21 protein-coding genes, 1 pseudogene and 1 riboswitch are annotated in these 19926 nt (G+C 35.3%); of the genes and pseudogenes, 5 read left to right on the top strand and 17 right to left on the bottom strand.

What is annotated here, in order from left to right:
• Positions 1-516: 516 nt before the first annotated feature.
• The 14 genes and pseudogenes from AC00Y6_RS10630 to AC00Y6_RS10565 form a co-directional block, all read right to left on the bottom strand.
• Positions 517-1107, bottom strand: coding sequence for a phosphatase PAP2 family protein (locus tag AC00Y6_RS10630; RefSeq protein ID WP_394660258.1), 591 nt, complete (start codon positions 1105-1107; stop codon positions 517-519).
• A 2-nt stretch (positions 1108-1109) separates the two neighbouring features.
• Positions 1110-1472 (bottom strand): DUF190 domain-containing protein, encoded by a 363-nt coding sequence (locus AC00Y6_RS10625; protein ID WP_474490590.1) that lies wholly within the window; start codon positions 1470-1472, stop codon positions 1110-1112.
• 10 nt (positions 1473-1482) lie between these two features.
• On the bottom strand, positions 1483-2787 hold the full coding sequence (locus tag AC00Y6_RS10620; RefSeq protein WP_394660256.1) for a voltage-gated chloride channel family protein: 1305 nt from the start codon (positions 2785-2787) through the stop codon (positions 1483-1485).
• 31 nt (positions 2788-2818) lie between these two features.
• A riboswitch (Fluoride riboswitch) is annotated at positions 2819-2884 on the bottom strand.
• 20 nt (positions 2885-2904) lie between these two features.
• The gene (locus tag AC00Y6_RS10615; protein WP_072997514.1) at positions 2905-3369 is read right to left on the bottom strand and encodes a hypothetical protein; all 465 of its coding nucleotides are present in this window, start codon (positions 3367-3369) and stop codon (positions 2905-2907) included.
• Between the two features lie 29 nt (positions 3370-3398).
• The gene (locus AC00Y6_RS10610) at positions 3399-4364 is read right to left on the bottom strand and encodes a WD40 repeat domain-containing protein (protein ID WP_072997513.1); all 966 of its coding nucleotides are present in this window, start codon (positions 4362-4364) and stop codon (positions 3399-3401) included.
• A 61-nt stretch (positions 4365-4425) separates the two neighbouring features.
• Positions 4426-5409 carry a YeiH family protein gene (locus tag AC00Y6_RS10605; RefSeq protein WP_072997512.1) on the bottom strand — a complete coding sequence of 328 codons (984 nt, stop codon included), beginning with the start codon at positions 5407-5409 and terminating at the stop codon, positions 4426-4428.
• Between the two features lie 77 nt (positions 5410-5486).
• Positions 5487-6380 (bottom strand): LysR family transcriptional regulator, encoded by an 894-nt coding sequence (locus tag AC00Y6_RS10600; protein WP_072997511.1) that lies wholly within the window; start codon positions 6378-6380, stop codon positions 5487-5489.
• A gap of 8 nt (positions 6381-6388) precedes the next feature.
• The gene (locus AC00Y6_RS10595) at positions 6389-7012 is read right to left on the bottom strand and encodes a class I SAM-dependent methyltransferase (RefSeq protein WP_394660255.1); all 624 of its coding nucleotides are present in this window, start codon (positions 7010-7012) and stop codon (positions 6389-6391) included.
• A gap of 69 nt (positions 7013-7081) precedes the next feature.
• Positions 7082-9370: a multicopper oxidase domain-containing protein gene (locus tag AC00Y6_RS10590; RefSeq protein WP_474490589.1), complete on the bottom strand. Its 2289-nt coding sequence runs from the start codon at positions 9368-9370 to the stop codon at positions 7082-7084.
• A gap of 7 nt (positions 9371-9377) precedes the next feature.
• The gene (locus AC00Y6_RS10585; protein WP_394660253.1) at positions 9378-10253 is read right to left on the bottom strand and encodes a DUF3347 domain-containing protein; all 876 of its coding nucleotides are present in this window, start codon (positions 10251-10253) and stop codon (positions 9378-9380) included.
• A 131-nt stretch (positions 10254-10384) separates the two neighbouring features.
• Positions 10385-10768, bottom strand: a complete 384-nt coding sequence (locus AC00Y6_RS10580; protein WP_394660252.1) for a hypothetical protein — start codon at positions 10766-10768, stop codon at positions 10385-10387.
• Positions 10769-10867: 99 nt separating this feature from the next.
• Positions 10868-11479: an arsenate-mycothiol transferase ArsC gene (locus AC00Y6_RS10575; protein WP_394660251.1), complete on the bottom strand. Its 612-nt coding sequence runs from the start codon at positions 11477-11479 to the stop codon at positions 10868-10870.
• Between the two features lie 30 nt (positions 11480-11509).
• Positions 11510-11812 (bottom strand): N-acetyltransferase family protein, encoded by a 303-nt coding sequence (locus tag AC00Y6_RS10570; protein ID WP_474490588.1) that lies wholly within the window; start codon positions 11810-11812, stop codon positions 11510-11512.
• A 181-nt stretch (positions 11813-11993) separates the two neighbouring features.
• Positions 11994-12209 (bottom strand): annotated as a pseudogene (locus tag AC00Y6_RS10565) (DUF6428 family protein); the annotation flags it as partial.
• Between the two features lie 633 nt (positions 12210-12842).
• On the opposite strand from AC00Y6_RS10565, the gene AC00Y6_RS10560 reads away from it, so the two are divergent.
• Both AC00Y6_RS10560 and AC00Y6_RS10555 read left to right on the top strand, forming a co-directional pair.
• On the top strand, positions 12843-12980 hold the full coding sequence (locus AC00Y6_RS10560) for a hypothetical protein (protein WP_394660249.1): 138 nt from the start codon (positions 12843-12845) through the stop codon (positions 12978-12980).
• 460 nt (positions 12981-13440) lie between these two features.
• Complete coding sequence (locus AC00Y6_RS10555) at positions 13441-13950, top strand: hypothetical protein (RefSeq protein WP_474490587.1); 510 nt, start codon at positions 13441-13443, stop codon at positions 13948-13950.
• Between the two features lie 37 nt (positions 13951-13987).
• Here AC00Y6_RS10555 and AC00Y6_RS10550 read toward each other — a convergent pair whose 3' ends face one another.
• Together AC00Y6_RS10550 and mnmC2 are read right to left on the bottom strand one after the other, a co-directional pair.
• Positions 13988-14404 (bottom strand): NUDIX domain-containing protein, encoded by a 417-nt coding sequence (locus AC00Y6_RS10550; RefSeq protein WP_474490586.1) that lies wholly within the window; start codon positions 14402-14404, stop codon positions 13988-13990.
• Between the two features lie 36 nt (positions 14405-14440).
• The gene (mnmC2, locus tag AC00Y6_RS10545; protein ID WP_474490585.1) at positions 14441-15115 is read right to left on the bottom strand and encodes a tRNA (5-methylaminomethyl-2-thiouridine)(34)-methyltransferase MnmC2; all 675 of its coding nucleotides are present in this window, start codon (positions 15113-15115) and stop codon (positions 14441-14443) included.
• A gap of 84 nt (positions 15116-15199) precedes the next feature.
• Here mnmC2 and AC00Y6_RS10540 point away from each other — a divergent pair, with 84 nt between their 5' ends.
• The 3 genes from AC00Y6_RS10540 to AC00Y6_RS10530 all read left to right on the top strand — a co-directional run bounded on the left by AC00Y6_RS10540 (position 15200) and on the right by AC00Y6_RS10530 (position 18033).
• Positions 15200-16270: a branched-chain amino acid aminotransferase gene (locus tag AC00Y6_RS10540; RefSeq protein WP_474490584.1), complete on the top strand. Its 1071-nt coding sequence runs from the start codon at positions 15200-15202 to the stop codon at positions 16268-16270.
• A 133-nt stretch (positions 16271-16403) separates the two neighbouring features.
• Complete coding sequence (locus AC00Y6_RS10535; RefSeq protein WP_474490583.1) at positions 16404-16916, top strand: FKBP-type peptidyl-prolyl cis-trans isomerase; 513 nt, start codon at positions 16404-16406, stop codon at positions 16914-16916.
• A 19-nt stretch (positions 16917-16935) separates the two neighbouring features.
• Positions 16936-18033: a peptidylprolyl isomerase gene (locus AC00Y6_RS10530; RefSeq protein WP_474490582.1), complete on the top strand. Its 1098-nt coding sequence runs from the start codon at positions 16936-16938 to the stop codon at positions 18031-18033.
• 72 nt (positions 18034-18105) lie between these two features.
• On the opposite strand, the gene AC00Y6_RS10525 is transcribed toward AC00Y6_RS10530, so the two are convergent.
• Positions 18106-19827, bottom strand: a complete 1722-nt coding sequence (locus tag AC00Y6_RS10525) for an FAD/NAD(P)-binding protein (RefSeq protein ID WP_474490581.1) — start codon at positions 19825-19827, stop codon at positions 18106-18108.
• Positions 19828-19926: the final 99 nt, after the last annotated feature.

Raw genomic sequence — 19926 nt, 5'->3', positions numbered from 1 at the left:
TTATTAACAAAAAACTCTACTTTTGAGTGTGCCTAAGATGGGTGAGATTACAGATAAATATATTTAATTTAAGGAGTTATTTAAATTTATATCTTGGTTTATAAAAAATATTATACGATACTCTATTTTTGATTATAGATGATTTTCGATAGTTCTACAAGCTTATTCAAATCTTCTACAAAAGTGTTCGGAAAATGCACCGCTGAGGTCACAAATTGCCAAATGGCTCCAATTTAATACAAATTGAAGCCATTTTTTTGTTTTTTGATTCCAGAATAATCTGGATTAATCTTTTTTATTGTTTTAGTAAATTTAGGTTCGAAATAAAAAAACTAATAATTTTTTAATTATACTAATACATCTTACAAATTACTGTGATTCTCTTGTTCAATAAAATATATAGTTGTCTTAATTCCTATTATATGAATCTAATCAAATAAATTTTCGAACTTTGGTAGAAACTTCCAGGAATGTGTCATTAGAACTGATTATTAATGCAGTTAGATTATGACTTAACTATCTATTGTGGATGTTTGAATCTCTAAAAATCAAAGGCTTCATTTTTCTAAAAATCCAGAAAAACAATAAACCATTTAGAAAACCAAGAAATATCGGAACTATAACATCGGTAGGATAGTGTACGCCAAGGTAAATTCTGCTGTAGGAAACAAAAAATGCCCAAGGAAATAGAACGTATGGCAACCATCGGAGATTTTTAGAAGTCGTTTTGCTCAGGTAAGTGGCAAGTGAAAAAACATTTAATGTATGAGCAGATACAAAACCATATTGTCCACCCGTATAACCATTGACGTAATGCAAAATATTTTGCAATCCTTCAGTGTGGCTGGGTCTCAATCTTTCAAAAATTGGACGAATAATAGATGCTGCTAATTGGTCGCTCACAGTTATCAATGGAAGAATGAGGATAATCATCCACCAGCTTTGTTTTTTGTATTTTAAAATTAAAACGATTAAAATTGCAAGGTAAAATGGAACCCAGCTTAATTTTCCGCTTGCAAACCACATCACTTGATCCAAAAAATCTGTGTGATGGCCATTGATCCATAAAAGGATTTCTTTATCTATTTTTAGTAAATATTCTTTCATTTTTATTTTGTAGTGGAATGATAATTAAATTTATGATTATTAAAGAGGATTAAATGGGTTGCCCTTAAAAATTCCTCATTTTCATTTAAAAATGATTTTAATTTGTTGGATTCGTCAATCAACTCTAAGCAAGCAGTATTTTTAGATGAAGGAATCTCAGAAATATTGTACTGGATGAGGTCATTACTTAAATATCCGCTTTTTGCAGTGAAAATATTGGCTTGATGAATACCGCTTTTTTTTGCCATTTTCAAAAGATATTCTCCCAGATTATTATTCCAAAGTTTTTTCCAGAAGTTCTGATTTTTAACCGATTGCCCGTATCGGAAATATATTTTCAGGATGGCTAAATTTTCTGTTTGCATTGTCTTAATTTTAAAGTTCATTTAATCTTTTTCCAGTGTAACTGCCAAATCGGTTGTGTTTTGGTTCGCCAATCATCTGTCTTCCATAGATACTGCTATGTCCTGAGAATAAATAAGCTACAACACACGCAATAGCGACATAAACCCCACAATCGTTCCCAAAAAGTTCTATTGCCATAATACTACAAGCCAGAGGTGTATTGGTGGCTCCGGCAAAAACCGCTACAAAGCCCATTCCTGCCAAAAGTCCCATCGGTAAAGGAATAAAATAACCCAGTGCATTTCCTAGTGCGGCACCAATAAAAAATAAAGGAGTCACTTCACCACCTTTAAATCCTGCGGCTAATGTAACGATGGTAAAAATCATTTTTAATGCAAAATCGTAGGCAGGTAATTGCTGTTCAAAAGACGAAACGATGGTAGGAATGCCTAAGCCTATATATTTTGTCGTTCCTAAAGCCCAAACTGCGGTTGCAACTAAAATACCTCCAACCAAAGGACGTAAAGGTGGATAAGAAATTTTTGCTTTAAAAATTTTGCTTACCTGATGAATGGTTTTGCTGAAGATTGCAGCACAAAGTCCGAAGGCTATTCCTGCAAGGATGGCGTATAAACCATTTAAAAATGAAAAATCGGGAATGGTAGGGATGTGGTAATGGGTATGTCCTGTTTTCCAAAGTTTGGTGACTAGGTCTGCGATGATTGCCGATGCAAATGCCGGAAAAATCGAATCATATTTAAGTCTGCCAATCAGAAAAACTTCTAACCCGAAAATGGCGCCAGCTAATGGTGTTCCGAATACAGAAGCAAAACCTGCGGCAATGGCAGAGATGATCAGAACTTTTCTTTCATTTGGATCGAGTTTTAGTGGTTTTGTAAATTGGTCGGCAATAGATCCTGCCATTTGTATTGCAGTTCCTTCTCTTCCAGCAGATCCTCCAAAAAGATGTGTCGCGAGTGTACCGAGATAAACAAATGGTGCCATACGAAATGGTATAATCTCTTTAGGGTCGTGAATGGTATCGATCAATAGGTTATTGCCGGCTTCTACTTCTTTGCCGAATTGATGATAGATGTATCCAATCACGAAACCGGCTATGGGAAGAAGGGCAATTAACAAAAGGTGATTTTCCCGAAAATCAGTAACCCAGCCTAATGTTTCTAAAAATAATGCGGACGCAGTTCCGATACAAGATCCAAGAATAAGGCTAATCAATAACCATTTGATGACATAGGGAAGGGTTGGGTAAGCTCTAAAAAATACTTTTGTTCTAATAAGCGATCTCTGCCCTTTAGATTTTTGATAATGACGCATAATATATCCTGATTAAATGTTGAACATTCAATTTTAATCAGGCGCCATCAGCTTTTTAGGGCGGTTGGGTAAGGGAGACACCATTCCCTTTTTTTGAATAATCAAAGATAATAAAAATCAATGACCTAAGACATAGTCTTTAAGAATTTCTGCTATTCCAAGCTCACAATTGATTCTGTTTCTTTCACTCATTGCAGGGAATGGAACACTTTTGATAAATAAGACTTCTGATAATTTTGCTCTTTCTATAGCCATTAAAACAAATTTTTCAATATCTTTCATTATAATGATAATACATTTGGGACGGTGTGTTCTTAATCTTTTCGAAAGCGAGTCAACATTTTCAGAACGTTGTTTATTTCTGATTGTCATATCCTTTCTGTCAATTTCTTCAGTCACCAAATATTCAATTTTGCATTTTATTTCCTCAAAAAATGCTAAAAAATCAATATCAGTTTCAAAGTTACCAAATTGCATTTCAAAGGCTGACTTTACGCACCTGTACAAAGGTGTATTGCATTTGTAAAAAGATTTTGTATCAGAAGATTTTGCTTCAGTGATCAGTAAGATTTCTGTTGCCATTTCAAACATTAATATTTATTATCACCTGATCATTTCATTGACTGAACGATCTTATAGTTAGCCATACTGACCTTATCCACGCTTAGATCGTTGTTCAATACATAAAAGAACTTCCCGTTTTTTGAAAAAACTATGGCTTGTCTTGGTTCTTTAAAACCTTTGATAGTTTGGACATTCTTATTGGTTTTAACATCGACCACTGAAATAGTATTATCGATCTTGTTACCACTCAGCACAAGTTTTCCGTCCGGTGACAGACTTGCTCCATAATTGTCCTTACCAACCTGAATACGATGAATAATGTTTTTGCCGGCTATGTCCACCATAAGCAGCTCATTTGTTCCACTGTTCGCTGCATATAAGGTTTTACCGTCTTTACTGATCGAGATTGCCCGGATCTTTTTGAAGCCTTCCATTTCTCCATCTATTTTTAGCGTTTTAACATCAACAATCGTTATATGGTCGTTTCCAAAATTGGTCACATAGAGCTTTGTGTTATCAGGATTAAATTTTACTCCCTGTCTGGGCTGATGGAAGCCCGTAATGATATTCTTGACCTCAGATGTTCCTGGATTGACCAATGTTACCGTATTGGCTGCTTCATTGTTGATAAACAGCTGTTTTCCATCGTTTGAGATAGCAGTTCCAAAGGCACCATAGCCAACCGGGTATTTTTTAATCAGCTGATAATTGTCAGAATCATAAACCATCAGATATCCAAGACTACTATCGGTAATGTAAATTAGCTTTCCATCCGGAGAGAAAAGAATATTTCTGGGATTAACAAAGCCTTTGATGGTGGTTTTTAACTCGGCTTTGGATAGGTCATAAATTTTAATTTCTGTAGAATCGCTGTAAGATGCCACCGCTATTTTTTCATCAGGGCTAACTGCAAGTGAATTATTTTTAATATCCCCATCGAATGGAACTTGTGCGAATGCTTTTATCGTAAAGCTCAGAACTATCAGTGAGATTTTAAATCGTAATGATTTCATATTATTTGTTGTTTAGTAAAGTATAATATTAATTTGTTCAAATACATTAAGCAATAAATCTTTAACTGGCAAAAGAAGTGACCGCCCATAATGCAGCAGCAGAAATGATGCCCCAAAGTACGACGCCCTGAATTAAAGGTCTAAAACCAACGCTCATCAGTAATTTTCTGTTGAGACCGCAGCCAATTAAAAATAAAGTTAAGGTCAGCCCTGCTTTGGCAATCCCTGTAAGATAATGACTGAAATTCTGCACAAAGGGAATATAGGTGTTGGCGATCATAGCCAAAATAAATAAACCTATGAAGTAAGGGATCTTTACTTTACTGCCTTTGTTTTTGAAAAGAAATGTAGACAGAAATGCCACAGGAATGATCCATAAAGCGCGGGCTAACTTCACCGTAGTTGCCACTTCCAAAGCCTGAGCTCCATATTTGCTTGCCGCTCCCACTACTGAACTTGTGTCGTGAATGGCAATGGCACTCCATAAACCAAATTGGGTCTGAGACAAATTCAATGCGTGACCGATCATTGGGAAAATAAAGAGTGCAACTGAGTTAAGGATGAAAACCGTACCCAATGCTACTGAGATCTGCTTTTCTTCGGCTTTGATGACAGGAGAAATGGCTGCAATGGCGCTGCCTCCGCAAATAGCTGTTCCTGCAGAGATGAGATAGGAACTCTTTTTGTCGATCTTAAGAAATTTTCCCATCAAATATCCGATCACCAGTGTTCCTATGATGGAAACTATGGTAAATACTATCCCTTCCTTGCCCGCTTTCATTGCGCTGGTTACATTCATTCCAAAACCTAATCCTACGACTGAGACCTGCAACAGGATATGTGTTGCCTTGTGGTTAAGGTGCAGATAAGGATGACCAATGAACTGTGCAACGATGAGTCCCAAAAGCAAAGCAACAGGAGGGGATACAAAAGGAGAGAGGCATAATACAACGAGTACGAAAAAAATAACTTCTCTGGCTGTAATGCTTTTTTCTAAGAATCTTCGTAAAGACTTTTTTTCTGTGTTATTTTGATGATCTTGCATAATATGATTCTTTAATTTTATAGTACAAAATTCATCATATCATCAGTGAAAAAGAAATCAAAATAAATAATCTGTCATTACTTAAAGTTATAGCTAAGTGCGAATTTTATAAATAAATCGGAAAGACTTTCACCTTCACCCTGCGTTCGAATGAAATTGAATTCCCTCTCGACAGTAAGCCCTTTCACATCCACCACGGTACATTCGTTATTTTTAAGTTCTTTGAAAATGGAATATATGGAAAGAAAAGCCAAAGCTTCAGAATTGAGTAAATACATTTTGATGCTCTCCGAACTGTCCAACTGCATCTCCAAGTTGAGATCACTTATTTTTATACCAGCTTGTTTAAGGGCGTGTGCAATGACTTCCAAGGTTCCGGAACCCGGTTCACGTAAAAGAAAACTATACTTTATTATATCTTCTATTTTTACAGATAATTTTTTTGATAGAGGATGTCCTGATTTTCCAACAAGTACCAATTCATCTTTAACGAAAGGAGTATATTTAAATATTGTATTTCTTGATCTACCTTCAATAATTCCAAGGTCGATATTTTTATTTTGCAAAGCTTGCTCAATCTGTTCTGTGTTTCCGGTAACCAACTGCACTTTTATACTGCCGAACTTGTGATGAAATGCAGCCAATATAAGAGGCAGCAGATATTGTGCAACGGTAGTACTTGCACCAATACGTATCGCTCCTGCTTTATTTTGAGTAAAAGCATTCAGTTCAAATTCCATATTTTGGTAGATGGCAAACACTTGTTCCGCATACTGAAGCAAAGTTTCTCCGGCTGGCGTTAGTTTTATCTTTGTTCCGTTTCTGTCAAAAAGTTTAACCTTGAAATAGTTTTCAATCTCTTTGATATGCTTCGTAACGGCAGGCTGTGTAATGTAAAGTTCTTCCGAGGCCTTGGTGAAGTTGAGCCTTTTTGCTACGGCAAGAAATACTTTCAATCTGAAATCGAACATCTGCTATTTTATTTTCTTTGAAATGTACAAAATAAAAAATTCTGAACTGTATTAAAAGGAGTGGAATGGTCGATATATTGAAAACTAAATTGCTTAAAAGAATCCTTAAAAGCATCTTTCAGTGATTTGTCTGTATATTGCTTTATTTCAAATCCGCTACATTTGGTCGGACCTTTATCAGAGAATGTTCCCATTATCAAAAATCCATTCTGACTAATTGCTCTTTCAGCAATTGAAGTGTATTTTATTATATTCTCTTTGGCAGTTAAAAAATGAAAAACTGCTCTGTCGTGCCACAGGTCATATTTTTCAGTTGGGTTAAATTCAGTAATATCGGTTATAATCCATTTCACTAATTTGCTTTTTTCTCCCAATCTATTTTTGGACTTTTCGAGTGCCTTTTCAGAAATATCCAAAACCGTAATGTTAGTATATCCCAAATCCAGAAGAACATCTACCAAACGACTTTCTCCACCACCAATATCAATGATATGAGCTGAAAGAGGTAATTTTAATTCCTTTATTAACTCAATGGAAGCTTCTGGATAATCCTTATACCAGCTTACTTCATTCTCGTTTTTACTTTGGTAAATAGTATTCCAATGTTCTACCTTTTGATTTTCTGTTTTCATTTGATTATTGGTCATTCTTCAAAGATACTAAGCCTTTCAAAACTCTGAAAGGCTTAGATTTAAATATTATTAATAAACAATCGAAATTCCCGCTCCCCAACCCATATCACTATCGTAATGAGCTCGGATGCCGATGTTTTTGTTAATGATATATTTGAGTTCTCCCATATATTCTTTATCGGTATTCACCATAAATCCTCCTCTCAATCTTTTAGAAATCGGAATATCTTCACGCATCAAGGTTAATCTTACAATACCATCGTGATAAACTTCCGCTTGAAAGTTTACCAGCATCGGCAAAGTGTACATAACACCCAAACTAAATGCTTTTCGGGAATCTTTTTCGTTGGTTTGTCCAAACAGGTTTTTTTCCTGCTGGTCAATTCCCATTTTACGGTATCGCCAGTCGAAACCGATAAAAGGCATCAGCCACTGCATTTTTCCGATGTATCTGCCGAAATGAGTTTCCACTTCATAACCGTGCATACTGTTATAACCCAATCGCCATTCTGTACCTAAGCTCCATCTTGCATTTTGCAACATTGCCTGCCCGTCGTTTCCATTGGTGGCAAAATCATTTTCTGCCATAAAATGGGGCATATTGCTTTCTTTCTGCAGCATATTGTAGGCTTGTTTCTTGTCCGGCAAATTTGGATTTTGATAATCACCGACGGCAAAAACGCGGTTCATTCCCGACATCATATGATAAAGAATATGACAGTGGAAAAACCAGTCTCCTTCCTCATTTGCAAGGAATTCAATGGTATCGGTTTCCATTGGCATAATATCCAAAACGTTTTTTAGCGGGGATTTTTCTCCTTTTCCATTAATTACCCTGAAGTCAAATCCGTGAAGGTGCATCGGATGACGCATCATCGAATTGTTGTAAATGGTAATACGCAAGATTTCGCCTTTCTTTACAGGGATTTTATCCGTTTCAGAAAGAATCTTATTATCCATACTCCAAACATAGCGGTTCATATTTCCGGTTAGGGTAAATTTCAATTCTTTTACAGGCGCATCTTTAGGCAATGTCGTATTGTATGGTGACTGCAACATTGAATAATTAAGCGTAGTAATGTCACCCAAAGCATTGGCGTTGTATCGATTCTGGTCGTCGTCCATCTTCATTCCGGATTTCATATCCATATTATGTTGGCTATGATTCTCTTTATTTCCTGTCTTTCCAGTAATCTCGGGATACATTACGACGTTCATATCCATTTTGTTCAGACTCATTTTCATTCCCATATCATCAAGGTCGCCGTTCATTTTCATCATACCGTTCATCATTTTCATTCCTTCAAAATATTTAAGACGGGGAAGTGGAGAAATCAACTGTTTAACACCATTTCCAACAAAATAACTTGCAGACTGTGTTCTGTCTTCGGTTGTTGCTAAAAATTCATAAGCCACACCATCAGCAGGAATGGTAACCACTACATCATAGGTTTCTGAAACACCAATAATCAATCGGTCAACTTCTACGGGTTCTACATCATTGCCGTCATTGGCGACTACCGTAATTTTTCCTCCAGCGTAACGCAACCAGAAATAAGAAGAAGCTCCACCGTTGGATATTCTTAACCTGACTTTATCGCCTGCTTTCAAAGATTTGCCATCGATGTTTTTTAAATCAGTCGAATTACTGCCATTCATTAATACTTTGTCATAATAAACATCACTGACATCCATCGCCAACATACGTTTCCATTCGTTTTTAAGTTTGGTTTTAAAATAACCTTCACGAATCGCTTCTGCATAAGATTGTGTCGCATTTTTCTTAATCGGAGCCCAATCATTCGCATTATGAAGCATTCTGTCAACATTTTTTGGATTGAGATTGGTCCATTCGCTTAAAACAATGGGAACTTCGGGTAAATCATCTATTCCTTTTCTAAATGTTTTGTCATCCTTTCTTTTCTTCATTACAAAGTTTCCGTACATCCCAATCTGTTCCTGCAATCCCGAATGGGAATGATACCAGTGTGTTCCGCTCTGTATGATTGGAAAACGATAAGTATAAGTTGCACCCGGTGCTATTGGTTTTTGGGTAAGCCAGGGAACGCCGTCTTCTTTGTTTGGGAGAAAGACGCCGTGCCAATGAAGAGAAGTACTTTCTTTCAATTGATTATGAACAACAATTTCTGCTGTATCTCCTTCGGTAAAAGTCAATGTTGGCATCGGAATTTGTCCGTTCACGGCAATAGCTCTTTTTTCTTTACCTGCATAATTGACCAATGTATCTTTCACAAACAGCTCATAGCGTACGACTTTCTGCGCGAAAAGTGATTGTGTAAAAAGCAGAAGGAAAATTGGTAATAATAACCGTGAAATATTATTTTTGAATTTAATCATATTTCTGTTATTTGATGGTTTCAACCGTACTTCCACAAGTCAACATCTGTGAGCCGTAGTAAGGGTTTTTAACAGCTTCCTCTTTGCTTAACCAATTGGCGCCTTTACCATTGTTAAACATCGGACAATGTTGATAATAAACAGGAGTCTCTTGTTTTGTAACTTTCATTAATTTATACATATTCCCAGAAAGCGATGTAAAATGGTCTCTTTGATGAGAAGCATCTTTTGTATCTGAAATATGTTCTGAATCAAAAGAAAGGTCTTTCATTACGTTCATCCAAACGGTATGTTCTTCAGTCGATAACTTTGCCATATCAACACTTTGTATAGCTTTTGTCAAAGCTAAAGCTTTAGTAGATGCACTCGCTCCATCGGATTTTATCAACGCATCTTTCAGAGAGAAATAGTTTTCAAATACAGATTTTAATGTGGACTGATTTTGTTGTGTTGAATTAGTCATCTTCATTTCATTATGGTTATGATTAGCGTGTTCAGATTTCATATCCATACCAGCGTTATTAGCCATTGAAACAGGTTTGAGTTCACGTTTGTACTGGCAACATTCAGGAAGTTTGGCATATACATCATCAGGAGCCAGAAATTTTTCGCTATCATAACCGGCTAAGGCGATACGCTTCAAAATTTCATCCTGATTGGTTTTCTTTTCATCATAACTCAACGTTGCCATTTTTGTGTCTTTGTTCCAATTTACTTGGGCTACATTTTTTAGATTTCCTGCTTTCTCTATGTTAGATTTACACATATCACAGTTGCCATAGATTTTGATGGTTTCTGTTTTTGAGTTTTTAATTTGAGCGAATATGTTGATTGATGACAGCAATACAGTAACTGCTACCAATATTTTTGATATTGATTTCATAAGAATTACATTTTGAGAAATAGACAATTGTACATCCATTTCTGATTAAATTTAAAGTTATTTTTAAAGTCGATAAACCAAAAGCAGATTTACTTTTGATAAGACATAATTATGGCTGTTAGCCAATGTTTTTAACCTATTTTTGGCGGTTGCCAAATAGAGCAGTGACCTAAAGAATAATAGGATTGTGAGAATTCAAATTGATGCTTTTCAATGACATCAAAAGAAGTATTTACTTTCAAATCAATCGGTAGAAAAAGGCTGAATGATGAGTTGCCACATCTACAAGAGCTGTCTTTGCATTTGCCATTACAATCATTTTCATTGTGATGATCTTCGCAAGATTTGGTTTTGCAACAATCTTTTTTTTCTGCTTTCTCGTGATGACTTCTAGAAACTTTCTGAAGCTCCGTTTTAATTGGAGTTTTTGAACAGGCATAACTTAAGTTGGGAGTCAACAGAAATCCCAAGAATAACAGCAGAACTAAAGTGATATGTCTGTTCCAATTTTTCACTTCTACAAATTTATGAATTTATTTTTTTGTGATTATTAAATATAAACTGTAAAGTTTATACAAAGTTAAAATTGAATTTAGAAGAATTTCTTAATTTTTTCAGATGCTTATTTTAGAAAAAACATAGAACATTTCAGAAGCTATCTGCAAACTTCTGTCTCCATATACTTGAGACTGCTGTGGTGTGTTATCAGAAATTTTAGGGTCTTCATATGTGATAGGGATTCTTTTCTCTGCTCCAGCAATGAAAGGACAGCCTCCGTCAGCTTGAGAGCAGGTCATAATTGCAGCAAAACCGAATGTTGGATTGAATGCACTATCATATCTTTTTGAAAATCCAATTACAGGTAACGAATCATCATCGTATTTGATAGAATATACAGGGTTATTTCCATCCGCAATTTTGAAGATATTAAAGCCTTGATTAATTAGTGTCTCAGCCACTTTTGGAAATAATGCGGTTTCTTCCGTACCACCCGAATAACATCGTACATTTGGAATATTGAAATAGGAAGCTCCTGCTTGCGCCCAGATTTGTGATAGATGGCTTCTGCGTGAATTGTGGGTACAAATAAAATTGATATTAATATCTTTTCCTTCATCCATTTTTTGCTGTACAAAATCAATTAATGGCTGCAATATTATTTTTCTTTCCTCACTAATGCTTTGATGTTGCAATTGTTCTATAGTATTTGTTAATTCTGAATACATAGTGGTTGTTTAAGTTTATTGTTTATTAATTTATTCCGATATTTTTGCTTCTACGTTCAATAAGGACCTTATCTTTCCAAACCCCATTTTTCTTACTATCTTTTCTCGGTAGCCAACTAATCGGAATCCGCATTTCTCGTGTAACTTAATACTGCTTTCATTTTCGGCGAATATACCAGACTGCAATGTCCATATGCCGTTTTCTTCGCTCTGTTGAATTAATTCTGTCAAAAGGGTAACTCGCTCGTCTTGTGCAATATAAATGCTCACCTCTGCAACACCAGCATAAACGCATCTGCTTGAAACTGGTGTCAAGGACGCCCAGCCAATCATCTTGTCATTATAATAAATGCTGATTCTACAAAAATCGAGATGTCTTTATCCCATTCTTCCTATTGTGGCAAATCATTCTGAAAAGTGGCTACGTTGGTTGCCAATCCTTGCTTGTAAATTTCTATTACTTCCGAAAAGTTGTCTTTGATGATAGGTTTGATTTCCATAATGTAGTCTTTTTTTAGCAACAACCTGAGTTGGGAGTGCAGCAAGTATTATTCGAGTCAGATGATTTTCTGTTTTGATTTTCTTCTGGAATTCCGCAAGCCTCATTGGCCAGACAAGCAGTTTGTTTATTTTTCAGAACAAAATTATTTCCGTTAAAATCCAAATCATATTTACCAATGGTTTCGCTTTGATATTCAACTTCTATCTCTGAATCTTCAATTCCCAATTCTAAAGAGAAACGGTTTTGAGAATGTGAAAAATTATTCGGGTGGAGTGAAAGAGTGGTTGGAGAAAGGTAATCCTGTAAATAAATTATTTTAATATGAGAGTGTATAGGATTTATTTAAGGTAAATAAGTTTTAGAACTTACAAAATTGCTTTATAAAGATTATTATTTGCAATACTATTTGTTTTACGAATCTTTGGATAGATTGAAAAAGAATAATCTAGACTTGGATGTACTAATTTAGAGTCCAGTTATTACACTATTTCTTTGTTGGTGATGGGTTTGTTCTATTTTGTAATTTTTAGAGAACCTAAAACTTTGAATTTTGTATAGTGCATACACAATAATCTTTTTTATCCTAGAGTCTCATCTAGCTCGAAATCTTTTTTATTCCAGAATAACAATAATTAGATTTCCAGTTATCTATACAACCCTTTTTTTAACAATTATTTCCGATTTTTATTGAATGTTAAATCGGAAATTTTTTAAGTCGGTACATTCTTTTTAGGTGACAAAAAAAGATAATTCTCCTTCTAATTAATCTTTTCTATAGTGCCTACAAGTAAAAAAAAGAAAAATTCTAATATTGACAGTTCGTACCAATTTGAGCCAGGGTCGATGATGAATTTTCAAGAAATGAAACTAGATGTAGCAATAAAAATACTCAAAGATTCAGGTTTAAATGTTTCAGATGAAGAGGCTTCTGAAATTTTAGCACTAGCACATACGCTCGCTAAAATTACTATCAAAGAGTTTATTTTAAATCAAGATTAATTCATATCTTATTGCTTCAAATGTATTATATAAATTTATAAAATTGCTAATTAAAGTATTTGCCACCAAGTCTTATAATGAACTAAAACTTTCATCTAAATTCTCTATATTTCAATCTGAGATAATGAATGATGAGAGTTTAGCAAGTTTATCTAAATCTTCTATAAAAGTGTTCGGAAAATGCACCGCTGAGGTCACACTAAGGGAAAAATCATTGATAAGAATGATTTTTCCTTTTTTTATTTTGTATTATTTTTTTAATTAATAATATAAAAGCCATCTTACATTTGATCTGGAGTATTTTAAAAATATCCAATTTATCCACTAAACTTTATATCATTATCTTTTTTAAAACGACTGATTAAATATTGATCGTTATTTTTTTTGTATATTTGAAATGGATCAATTTTTTTGTGATAATCGCAACGCGATATCTATATAACCAATAAATTTAATTACTATGAAAAAACATTTTTTACAATTCGTCACCTTCTTTAATCTAAATAATCTCAAAGGAGCCGGCCTTGCCACATGTATTGCGCTATCTGCAGTAGCAGTAACATCGTGTAACTCTGTAAAGCCGGGCGATTCAACACTTAACGAAAATGTTCCTTACAAGGTGGCAAAAAATTACTTCGTTAAGAATACCGTAGCGGCCGCTTTTGGAAATACTAAAATTGAAACTCAGGCTGATTTTGACAAAGTTTTTGGAGCAGCAGCCAGTATGGGACAAAATGGAAAACCAACTCCAATTGATTTTTCAAAAGAATTTGTTGTAACGCAGATCGAGGACACTTCGGCACAGTTGGTAGATCTTAAGCCAGAGTCTGTAAAGAAAAATGCAAATATTTTGGAAGTTAAATACAAAAAATCTGTCGGTGAAAATAGATCATTCACTTCCAGGTCAGCATTAATTCTAATTATTGATAAAAAATACGATGGTGATGTTAATTTTGTAGAAGTACAATAATAATGTTAACATTGTTAGATGGAAAATTCCTGAAGTTCTACTTCAGGAATTTTTGTTTAGCCAGCTCAAAAACCCTGTTGTCCACAGGTAAAGGAAATCTATTTTCACCTTCTAGGGGAATCCATTCAGTTTTCTCTATACAAGGATCCAATATCAGAAGATCTTCTTCATTGAGTATTTCAACTAAATAATAAACTGTTAAAAGTTGTTCATTATCTCTAAATCTGGAAACCAAAAAATCATCCTGGGTGTAAAAATGATCTATAACACGGATTTCGACGTTCAGCTCCTCCTGAAATTCTCTTTTTAGGCAATCTATAGTACTTTCTCCAAATTCCAATCCACCACCGGGTAGTTTTAACAGGAAATCACCTGCATATTCCTCATGCAGAGCCAATATCTTGTTGTCTTTGATACAAAGTGCATAGACGCGGACGTTGATCTTGTCAATCATATTAATATGTGATTTGTTGAGCTAAATTTAGGAAATTTATTTTTTCCAGGCATTGATCATTTCTCTTTTTCCGGGAGGTCCTTGCACTTTTTCTACTTCGAAACCCAATTCCTTCAACGCACGCCTCACACTTCCTTTTGATGAATAAGTGGTTAATAATCCTCCGGATTTCATTGTAGAAGTTACAATTTCTAAAAGCTCCTTCTCCCAAAGGTCAGGCTGTACGCGTGCTCCAAAACAATCAAAATAGACAAGGTCAATAGGAGGTAGCTCAATATTTTTTATGTTGAAAAAATCGTCTTTAATTTTTGTTAATGAAAAACTAGGTGCTAATTGATATGGTTTTTCCCATTCTGATTGATGAATTTTAAACGAAGAATCCTTAACTTTTTGGTCGTCAAATAATTCAGAATAAGCCAATTCTAACGATTCTTCCTCCGAAACTGGATATTTTTCTATGCCAAAATAATTGACGATATGATTTTTATCATTTCTCAAATATTCATCAAATGTTACCAAAACGTTAAGACCTGTACCAAATCCTAACTCCAAAATATTGATGTCGCAATCATATTTTAAATTGAGTCCATTTTTGATAAATACATGTTGAGCCTCTTGTAAAGCACCATGCCTCGAATGGTATGTTTCGTCTAAATCCTTTATTAATAAGGATTTGCTGCCGTCACTGGTGGTAATTAACTCTCTTTTCAAATTTAATTTTTGACAAAATTAATCTAAATTTTTATTCTTAGAAAATTATTATATATTTGTAATACCTCAATAAAAATTTAAAAGATGATAATTCAAAAATCTTCAAACCCAAGAATTTCTTCATTTGATCCATCAAACTTCTCATTCGGGAACACATTTATAGATCATATGATCATTTGTGAATATGATAACGGAAAATGGGGGGAGCTTCAATTAGTTCCTTATGGCCCGATCGGTTTCACCCCTGCTATGATGGGGGTTAATTATGGTCAGGCATGTTTCGAGGGTATGAAGGCTTATAAGGACAAAGACGGTAAAGTCTTCCTTTTTCGCCCGGAAAAGAACGCAGAACGTATTAACAAATCCGCAAAAAGATTGGCAATTCCTGAGATTCCGAAAGAAATTTTTATGCAAGGACTCAAAACGCTTGTTGATATAGACAGAGCATGGATTCCTCAGGGAGAGGGAACTTCTCTGTATCTGAGACCATTATTGTTTGCAACAGAAGAAGGGTTGAAAGCTAGAATATCAGAAAAATATCTTTTTGCTATTGTAGCTACGCCGGCCAGAAGCTATTATACCGCTCCGGTTTCTGTGAAGATTTCTGATCATTATTCAAGATCTGCCAATGGTGGTGTTGGTTTTGCAAAGGCTGCCGGTAACTATGCCGCATCTTTTTATCCTACTCAATTGGCAATAGAAGAGGGCTATGACCAGATTATCTGGACAGATGACAGCACCCATGAGTACTTTGAAGAAAGTGGAACTATGAATGTCTTTGTTCGAATTAATGACACCATTTATACACCAAAAACTTCTGAAAAAATCTTGGATGGTGTTACCAGGGATAGTTTTCTTCAGTTAGCGAAAAGAAGAGGATTGGAAGTAGTTGTGGGAGATGTAAAAGTTTCGGATGTTATAGAAGCTCAAAAAAACGGTACACTTAAAGAAGTTTGGGGTGTAGGAACAGCTGTTGTAACAAGTATCTTTGAAGCTTTGGGTTATAATGGTGAGCGTTTGCCTTTACCAAAATTGGCTGAAGAAGAAAGTTTTGCAGCAATGCTCAAAAAAGACCTTACCAATATCCAGACCAATCAGGCAGAAGACCCGTTTGGATGGAGAGTACTTGTGGAAGAGCAGGTGTACGACCTTTAAAAAATTATATTAGTATATAGTATTATGAAACCGGAGATTTTTTCCGGTTTTTATTTTGATGATAATTAAGTCTGACAAAATCCTTATTTTCGCAAAAGATTTTTATAATCCTGCTCAATAATTTCTATTAAAAATGAAATACCTGCTATTCTCCATAACATTCATCACACTGGCATCCTGCTCCAAACAAACCCCTGTTTATCCTCAGAAAGATCAATTCTTGTCACAAGATGAGATGAATATCTCCAAAAACAGGTCGAAAGAACTTAATAATCTCGAGAGGACTCAGATAGAAGACTGGATCAAATCACAAAATGTGAAATATTACCCGATGGGTATGAACTATTGGGTAAACATTGAAAACCTGGAGAATAACCACAGGAAAAATAACGGGGAAAGGGTCTCTTATCAATATTATATTTATGATTTTGACAGAATCAAATTATATGATACCCCGGTGGAGAATATCAATGCAGAGCTAGGACATTTTCATGAGATGGATGCCGTGGAAGATGCTGTACGTTATCTGAAAAAAGGGCAGGAGGCCGAACTTTTGATACCATCTGTCTTAGCTTATGGCACGTATGGTGACAACAAAAAAATATCGAATGATATGCCACTTATTATCAAATTAAAAGCATTATAAAAAGGAGTTAACAATTTCTATGAAAAAAATCATTGCACTATCGGTAACATTATTAACATTATTAAATTGTAAAACATTGGAAATAGACAAAGAAATCTACAAAAGCTTGCCAGACGGGCTTTATAGTAATTTAGCAACCAGCAAAGGTGACATCCTTGTAAAATTGGAAGAAAAAAAGTCACCGGTTACAGTAGCCAATTTTGTTGGGCTTGCAGAAGGAAAAATAGAAAATAAGGCTAAGAAAAAAGGCGAACCATTCTATGATGGGACTATTTTTCACCGTGTGATCAAAGATTTCATGATTCAGGGTGGTGATCCTAAGGGTACCGGTATGGGGGATCCTGGTTATAAGTTTGATGACGAAAAAAACGATCTTCAGCATACAGGAAAAGGGATTTTATCCATGGCTAATTCTGGTCCTAACAGCAACGGTTCCCAGTTTTTCATCACCGAAGTGGCAACACCCTGGTTAGATGGCAGGCATACGATTTTTGGAAAAGTGGTAAAAGGTGAAGCGGTTATAGATTCTATCGCAAATGTAGAAAAGGGTCCTCAGGACAAACCAAAAACGGATGTTGTGCTAACTAAAGTAACAATCTTTAGCAAAGGTGACCAGTACAAGCATTATGATGCTGCAAAAATCTTTAACGAAGGCAAAACAAAAATCCAAGAGATTAATAAAGCTTACCTTGCCAAAGCCGAAGAAGAGAAACAAAGAAAACTAAAAGAATTCGCAGAAAATCAGGAGAAATTGGTTAATGATTTGAAAGCCGGTATGCAATCCACGCCATCAGGGCTTTTCTATAAAATTACCAAAACGACTGCTGGTGCTTCGCCTGTAGCTGGTGATCAGGTTTCTGTACATTATGCAGGTAAATTGGTTAGCGGAGAAGAGTTTGACAGTTCTTTCAAAAGAAACGAGCCTATTGATATCCCAATTGGTGTTGGCCAAGTAATTAAAGGTTGGGACGAAGGTATTATGCTACTGAAGGAAGGTGAAACTGCAACTTTGCTAATCCCGCCAAGTTTAGGTTACGGAGAAAGAGGCGCCGGTGGCGTAATTCCACCAAATGCATGGCTAATTTTTGACGTAGAGCTGGTTAAAATCAATAAATAACGAATCTTTTATCCATAAAAAAGGAGCGAAATTATTTTTCGTTCCTTTTTTTATTAAATATCAAAAAACCACTTAATATTTATCTGATAAAGCTTTAACAATCCTTTCTGCTGCTGTATCACAAAAATCAAGGCCCGAGTAATCAGGATTAAGACCTCCGATAAACGGAACAGCCATAATATATAAGTTGCTGATAATCTCTCCGTAATTATTGAGGGACTGGAAATAATCGTTAATCTCCAGCCCATGCACACGCAGCGCATAATGATCTGCGGATGTACGAAATATTTGATCATCAATTTCATCTTTTGATAAGGCCAAAGCAGCTTCATTTTGTTTAAAATTAAGGTAAGCCCTGCTGACAACTTTATCTTTTTTGAGGCCTTCAAACCGAAGATCTTCCAAATCTAATGGCTGTTGCCCAATAGCATCAATAAACAAGGGATAATAGGCTGATGTTCTTTTATTGTCAGTAGATATATAATGATAAACCACGCCGCTATCTTTGCCAGGTTCCACATAACTGTCTTTGTCCACTTGTATGAGATCGATAATGCCGGCATCATACAATGCCATCACTTCCCGATAAGAGGATTGTGGTAATGATGCGATTATAATAGAAATCAAAGGCAACAATGTTTTGCGAAGACGCAGCATGTCTTCGGCGGAGAAATGCTTGGCAGGATAGTTCATGGCATAGCTAAATGCTGCCAATGCTTCTTTCCAACTGACAGGTTTGTGCCTTGCAATTGATTTCTTCGCTTCTTTATACTCTGCTTCAAAAAGATCAAAACTGTCTACTTCTTTTCGGATTTCCATCATCATTTCTACGAATTCTTCGATGCTTAAATCCTTAATAAGATTATAGAAATCCCGATCTTTCTTTTTTAGAGATTGTTTAAAATTGATTTCAAAAACGTAATCCAAATCTACAAATCCATCGTGTTGACGCTTATAATCATAGATTTCTTGCAGTGTCATAATCCAATCATTACTGTATGCTTCACCTTCCGAATGGAATCTCAGTGCCGGTAAAAAACCTCCTGTAGAAAAAAGAGTGATTCGGAAATTTTTAGATTCTTCATTTAGATGGTATTTCAAATTGTCATCATCCAAAAATTCAAAATGCCCGTTCAGACGAGCTACTGTTTTTACAGCATCAATAGCTGTGAGCGATGTGCCCCGTATTGCTATTGGGAAATCAACAGATTCTTTGAATTTCGATGGCGGATAAGGTGAGTCGTACCAATTTTTTACTTTTCCTTCATGTTTTTTGGGCCAATAATGTCCTGTGCAGATGATAATATCTGTCGCAAAGAACGCCTTATTTTTTTCTGAAATGATACGATAAGACAGGCCATTTTTTTCCGGAATTATATCTTCAACAGTGCAATTTTTCTTACAAATAATGTCAACACCTTTTTCCCTCAGCTGTTGCATATACCAATTAAACTGAAACTCCAGATAATCACCTAAAAGCAATCTTGGGATCACCTGATAAGGATTAATCTCACCGTTAGAAAAAAAATTCGGATACTGATTGGTAGGGTGGTTTTTGATATATTCTTCAAATCCAATTGTGAAATGAGGGAGTTCATTGGCAGAAACATTGGCAACATGCTCTTTGCCCGATCCATATTTGCTGTAAGGCATTCCAACGCCAAGCCTGTTACTTTTTTCAAATACATAGATTTGATTAGGGAAAAAGCCCACATCCAGCATGTTTTTAAGTATCAAGAGCGCTGCCGGACCGGCGCCAATCAGCGCAATAGTGCGGATGTCGTTTTGTTGCATAAAGTTGTTGATTATTCTGTTTGTTGAAGTTCGAATACTGATTTTTTATTCAAAACATAAACCAAAATATACTTTGGTTTATGTTTTTCAAAAAATATT

This window comes from Epilithonimonas sp., from assembly GCF_056329745.1.
This window is presented reverse-complemented; position numbering and strand designations above follow the sequence as displayed.

Coding starts and splice junctions, on each gene's coding strand:
- AC00Y6_RS10630 (WP_394660258.1), bottom strand. CDS start 1,107: ATGAAAGAATATTTACTAAAAATAGATAAAGAAATCCTTTTATGGATC.
- AC00Y6_RS10625 (WP_474490590.1), bottom strand. CDS start 1,472: ATGCAAACAGAAAATTTAGCCATCCTGAAAATATATTTCCGATACGGG.
- AC00Y6_RS10620 (WP_394660256.1), bottom strand. CDS start 2,787: ATGCGTCATTATCAAAAATCTAAAGGGCAGAGATCGCTTATTAGAACA.
- AC00Y6_RS10615 (WP_072997514.1), bottom strand. CDS start 3,369: ATGGCAACAGAAATCTTACTGATCACTGAAGCAAAATCTTCTGATACA.
- AC00Y6_RS10610 (WP_072997513.1), bottom strand. CDS start 4,364: ATGAAATCATTACGATTTAAAATCTCACTGATAGTTCTGAGCTTTACG.
- AC00Y6_RS10605 (WP_072997512.1), bottom strand. CDS start 5,409: ATGCAAGATCATCAAAATAACACAGAAAAAAAGTCTTTACGAAGATTC.
- AC00Y6_RS10600 (WP_072997511.1), bottom strand. CDS start 6,380: ATGTTCGATTTCAGATTGAAAGTATTTCTTGCCGTAGCAAAAAGGCTC.
- AC00Y6_RS10595 (WP_394660255.1), bottom strand. CDS start 7,012: ATGAAAACAGAAAATCAAAAGGTAGAACATTGGAATACTATTTACCAA.
- AC00Y6_RS10590 (WP_474490589.1), bottom strand. CDS start 9,370: ATGATTAAATTCAAAAATAATATTTCACGGTTATTATTACCAATTTTC.
- AC00Y6_RS10585 (WP_394660253.1), bottom strand. CDS start 10,253: ATGAAATCAATATCAAAAATATTGGTAGCAGTTACTGTATTGCTGTCA.
- AC00Y6_RS10575 (WP_394660251.1), bottom strand. CDS start 11,479: ATGTATTCAGAATTAACAAATACTATAGAACAATTGCAACATCAAAGC.
- AC00Y6_RS10570 (WP_474490588.1), bottom strand. CDS start 11,812: ATGATTGGCTGGGCGTCCTTGACACCAGTTTCAAGCAGATGCGTTTAT.
- AC00Y6_RS10560 (WP_394660249.1), top strand. CDS start 12,843: ATGAAACTAGATGTAGCAATAAAAATACTCAAAGATTCAGGTTTAAAT.
- AC00Y6_RS10555 (WP_474490587.1), top strand. CDS start 13,441: ATGAAAAAACATTTTTTACAATTCGTCACCTTCTTTAATCTAAATAAT.
- AC00Y6_RS10550 (WP_474490586.1), bottom strand. CDS start 14,404: ATGATTGACAAGATCAACGTCCGCGTCTATGCACTTTGTATCAAAGAC.
- AC00Y6_RS10540 (WP_474490584.1), top strand. CDS start 15,200: ATGATAATTCAAAAATCTTCAAACCCAAGAATTTCTTCATTTGATCCA.
- AC00Y6_RS10535 (WP_474490583.1), top strand. CDS start 16,404: ATGAAATACCTGCTATTCTCCATAACATTCATCACACTGGCATCCTGC.
- AC00Y6_RS10530 (WP_474490582.1), top strand. CDS start 16,936: ATGAAAAAAATCATTGCACTATCGGTAACATTATTAACATTATTAAAT.
- AC00Y6_RS10525 (WP_474490581.1), bottom strand. CDS start 19,827: ATGCAACAAAACGACATCCGCACTATTGCGCTGATTGGCGCCGGTCCG.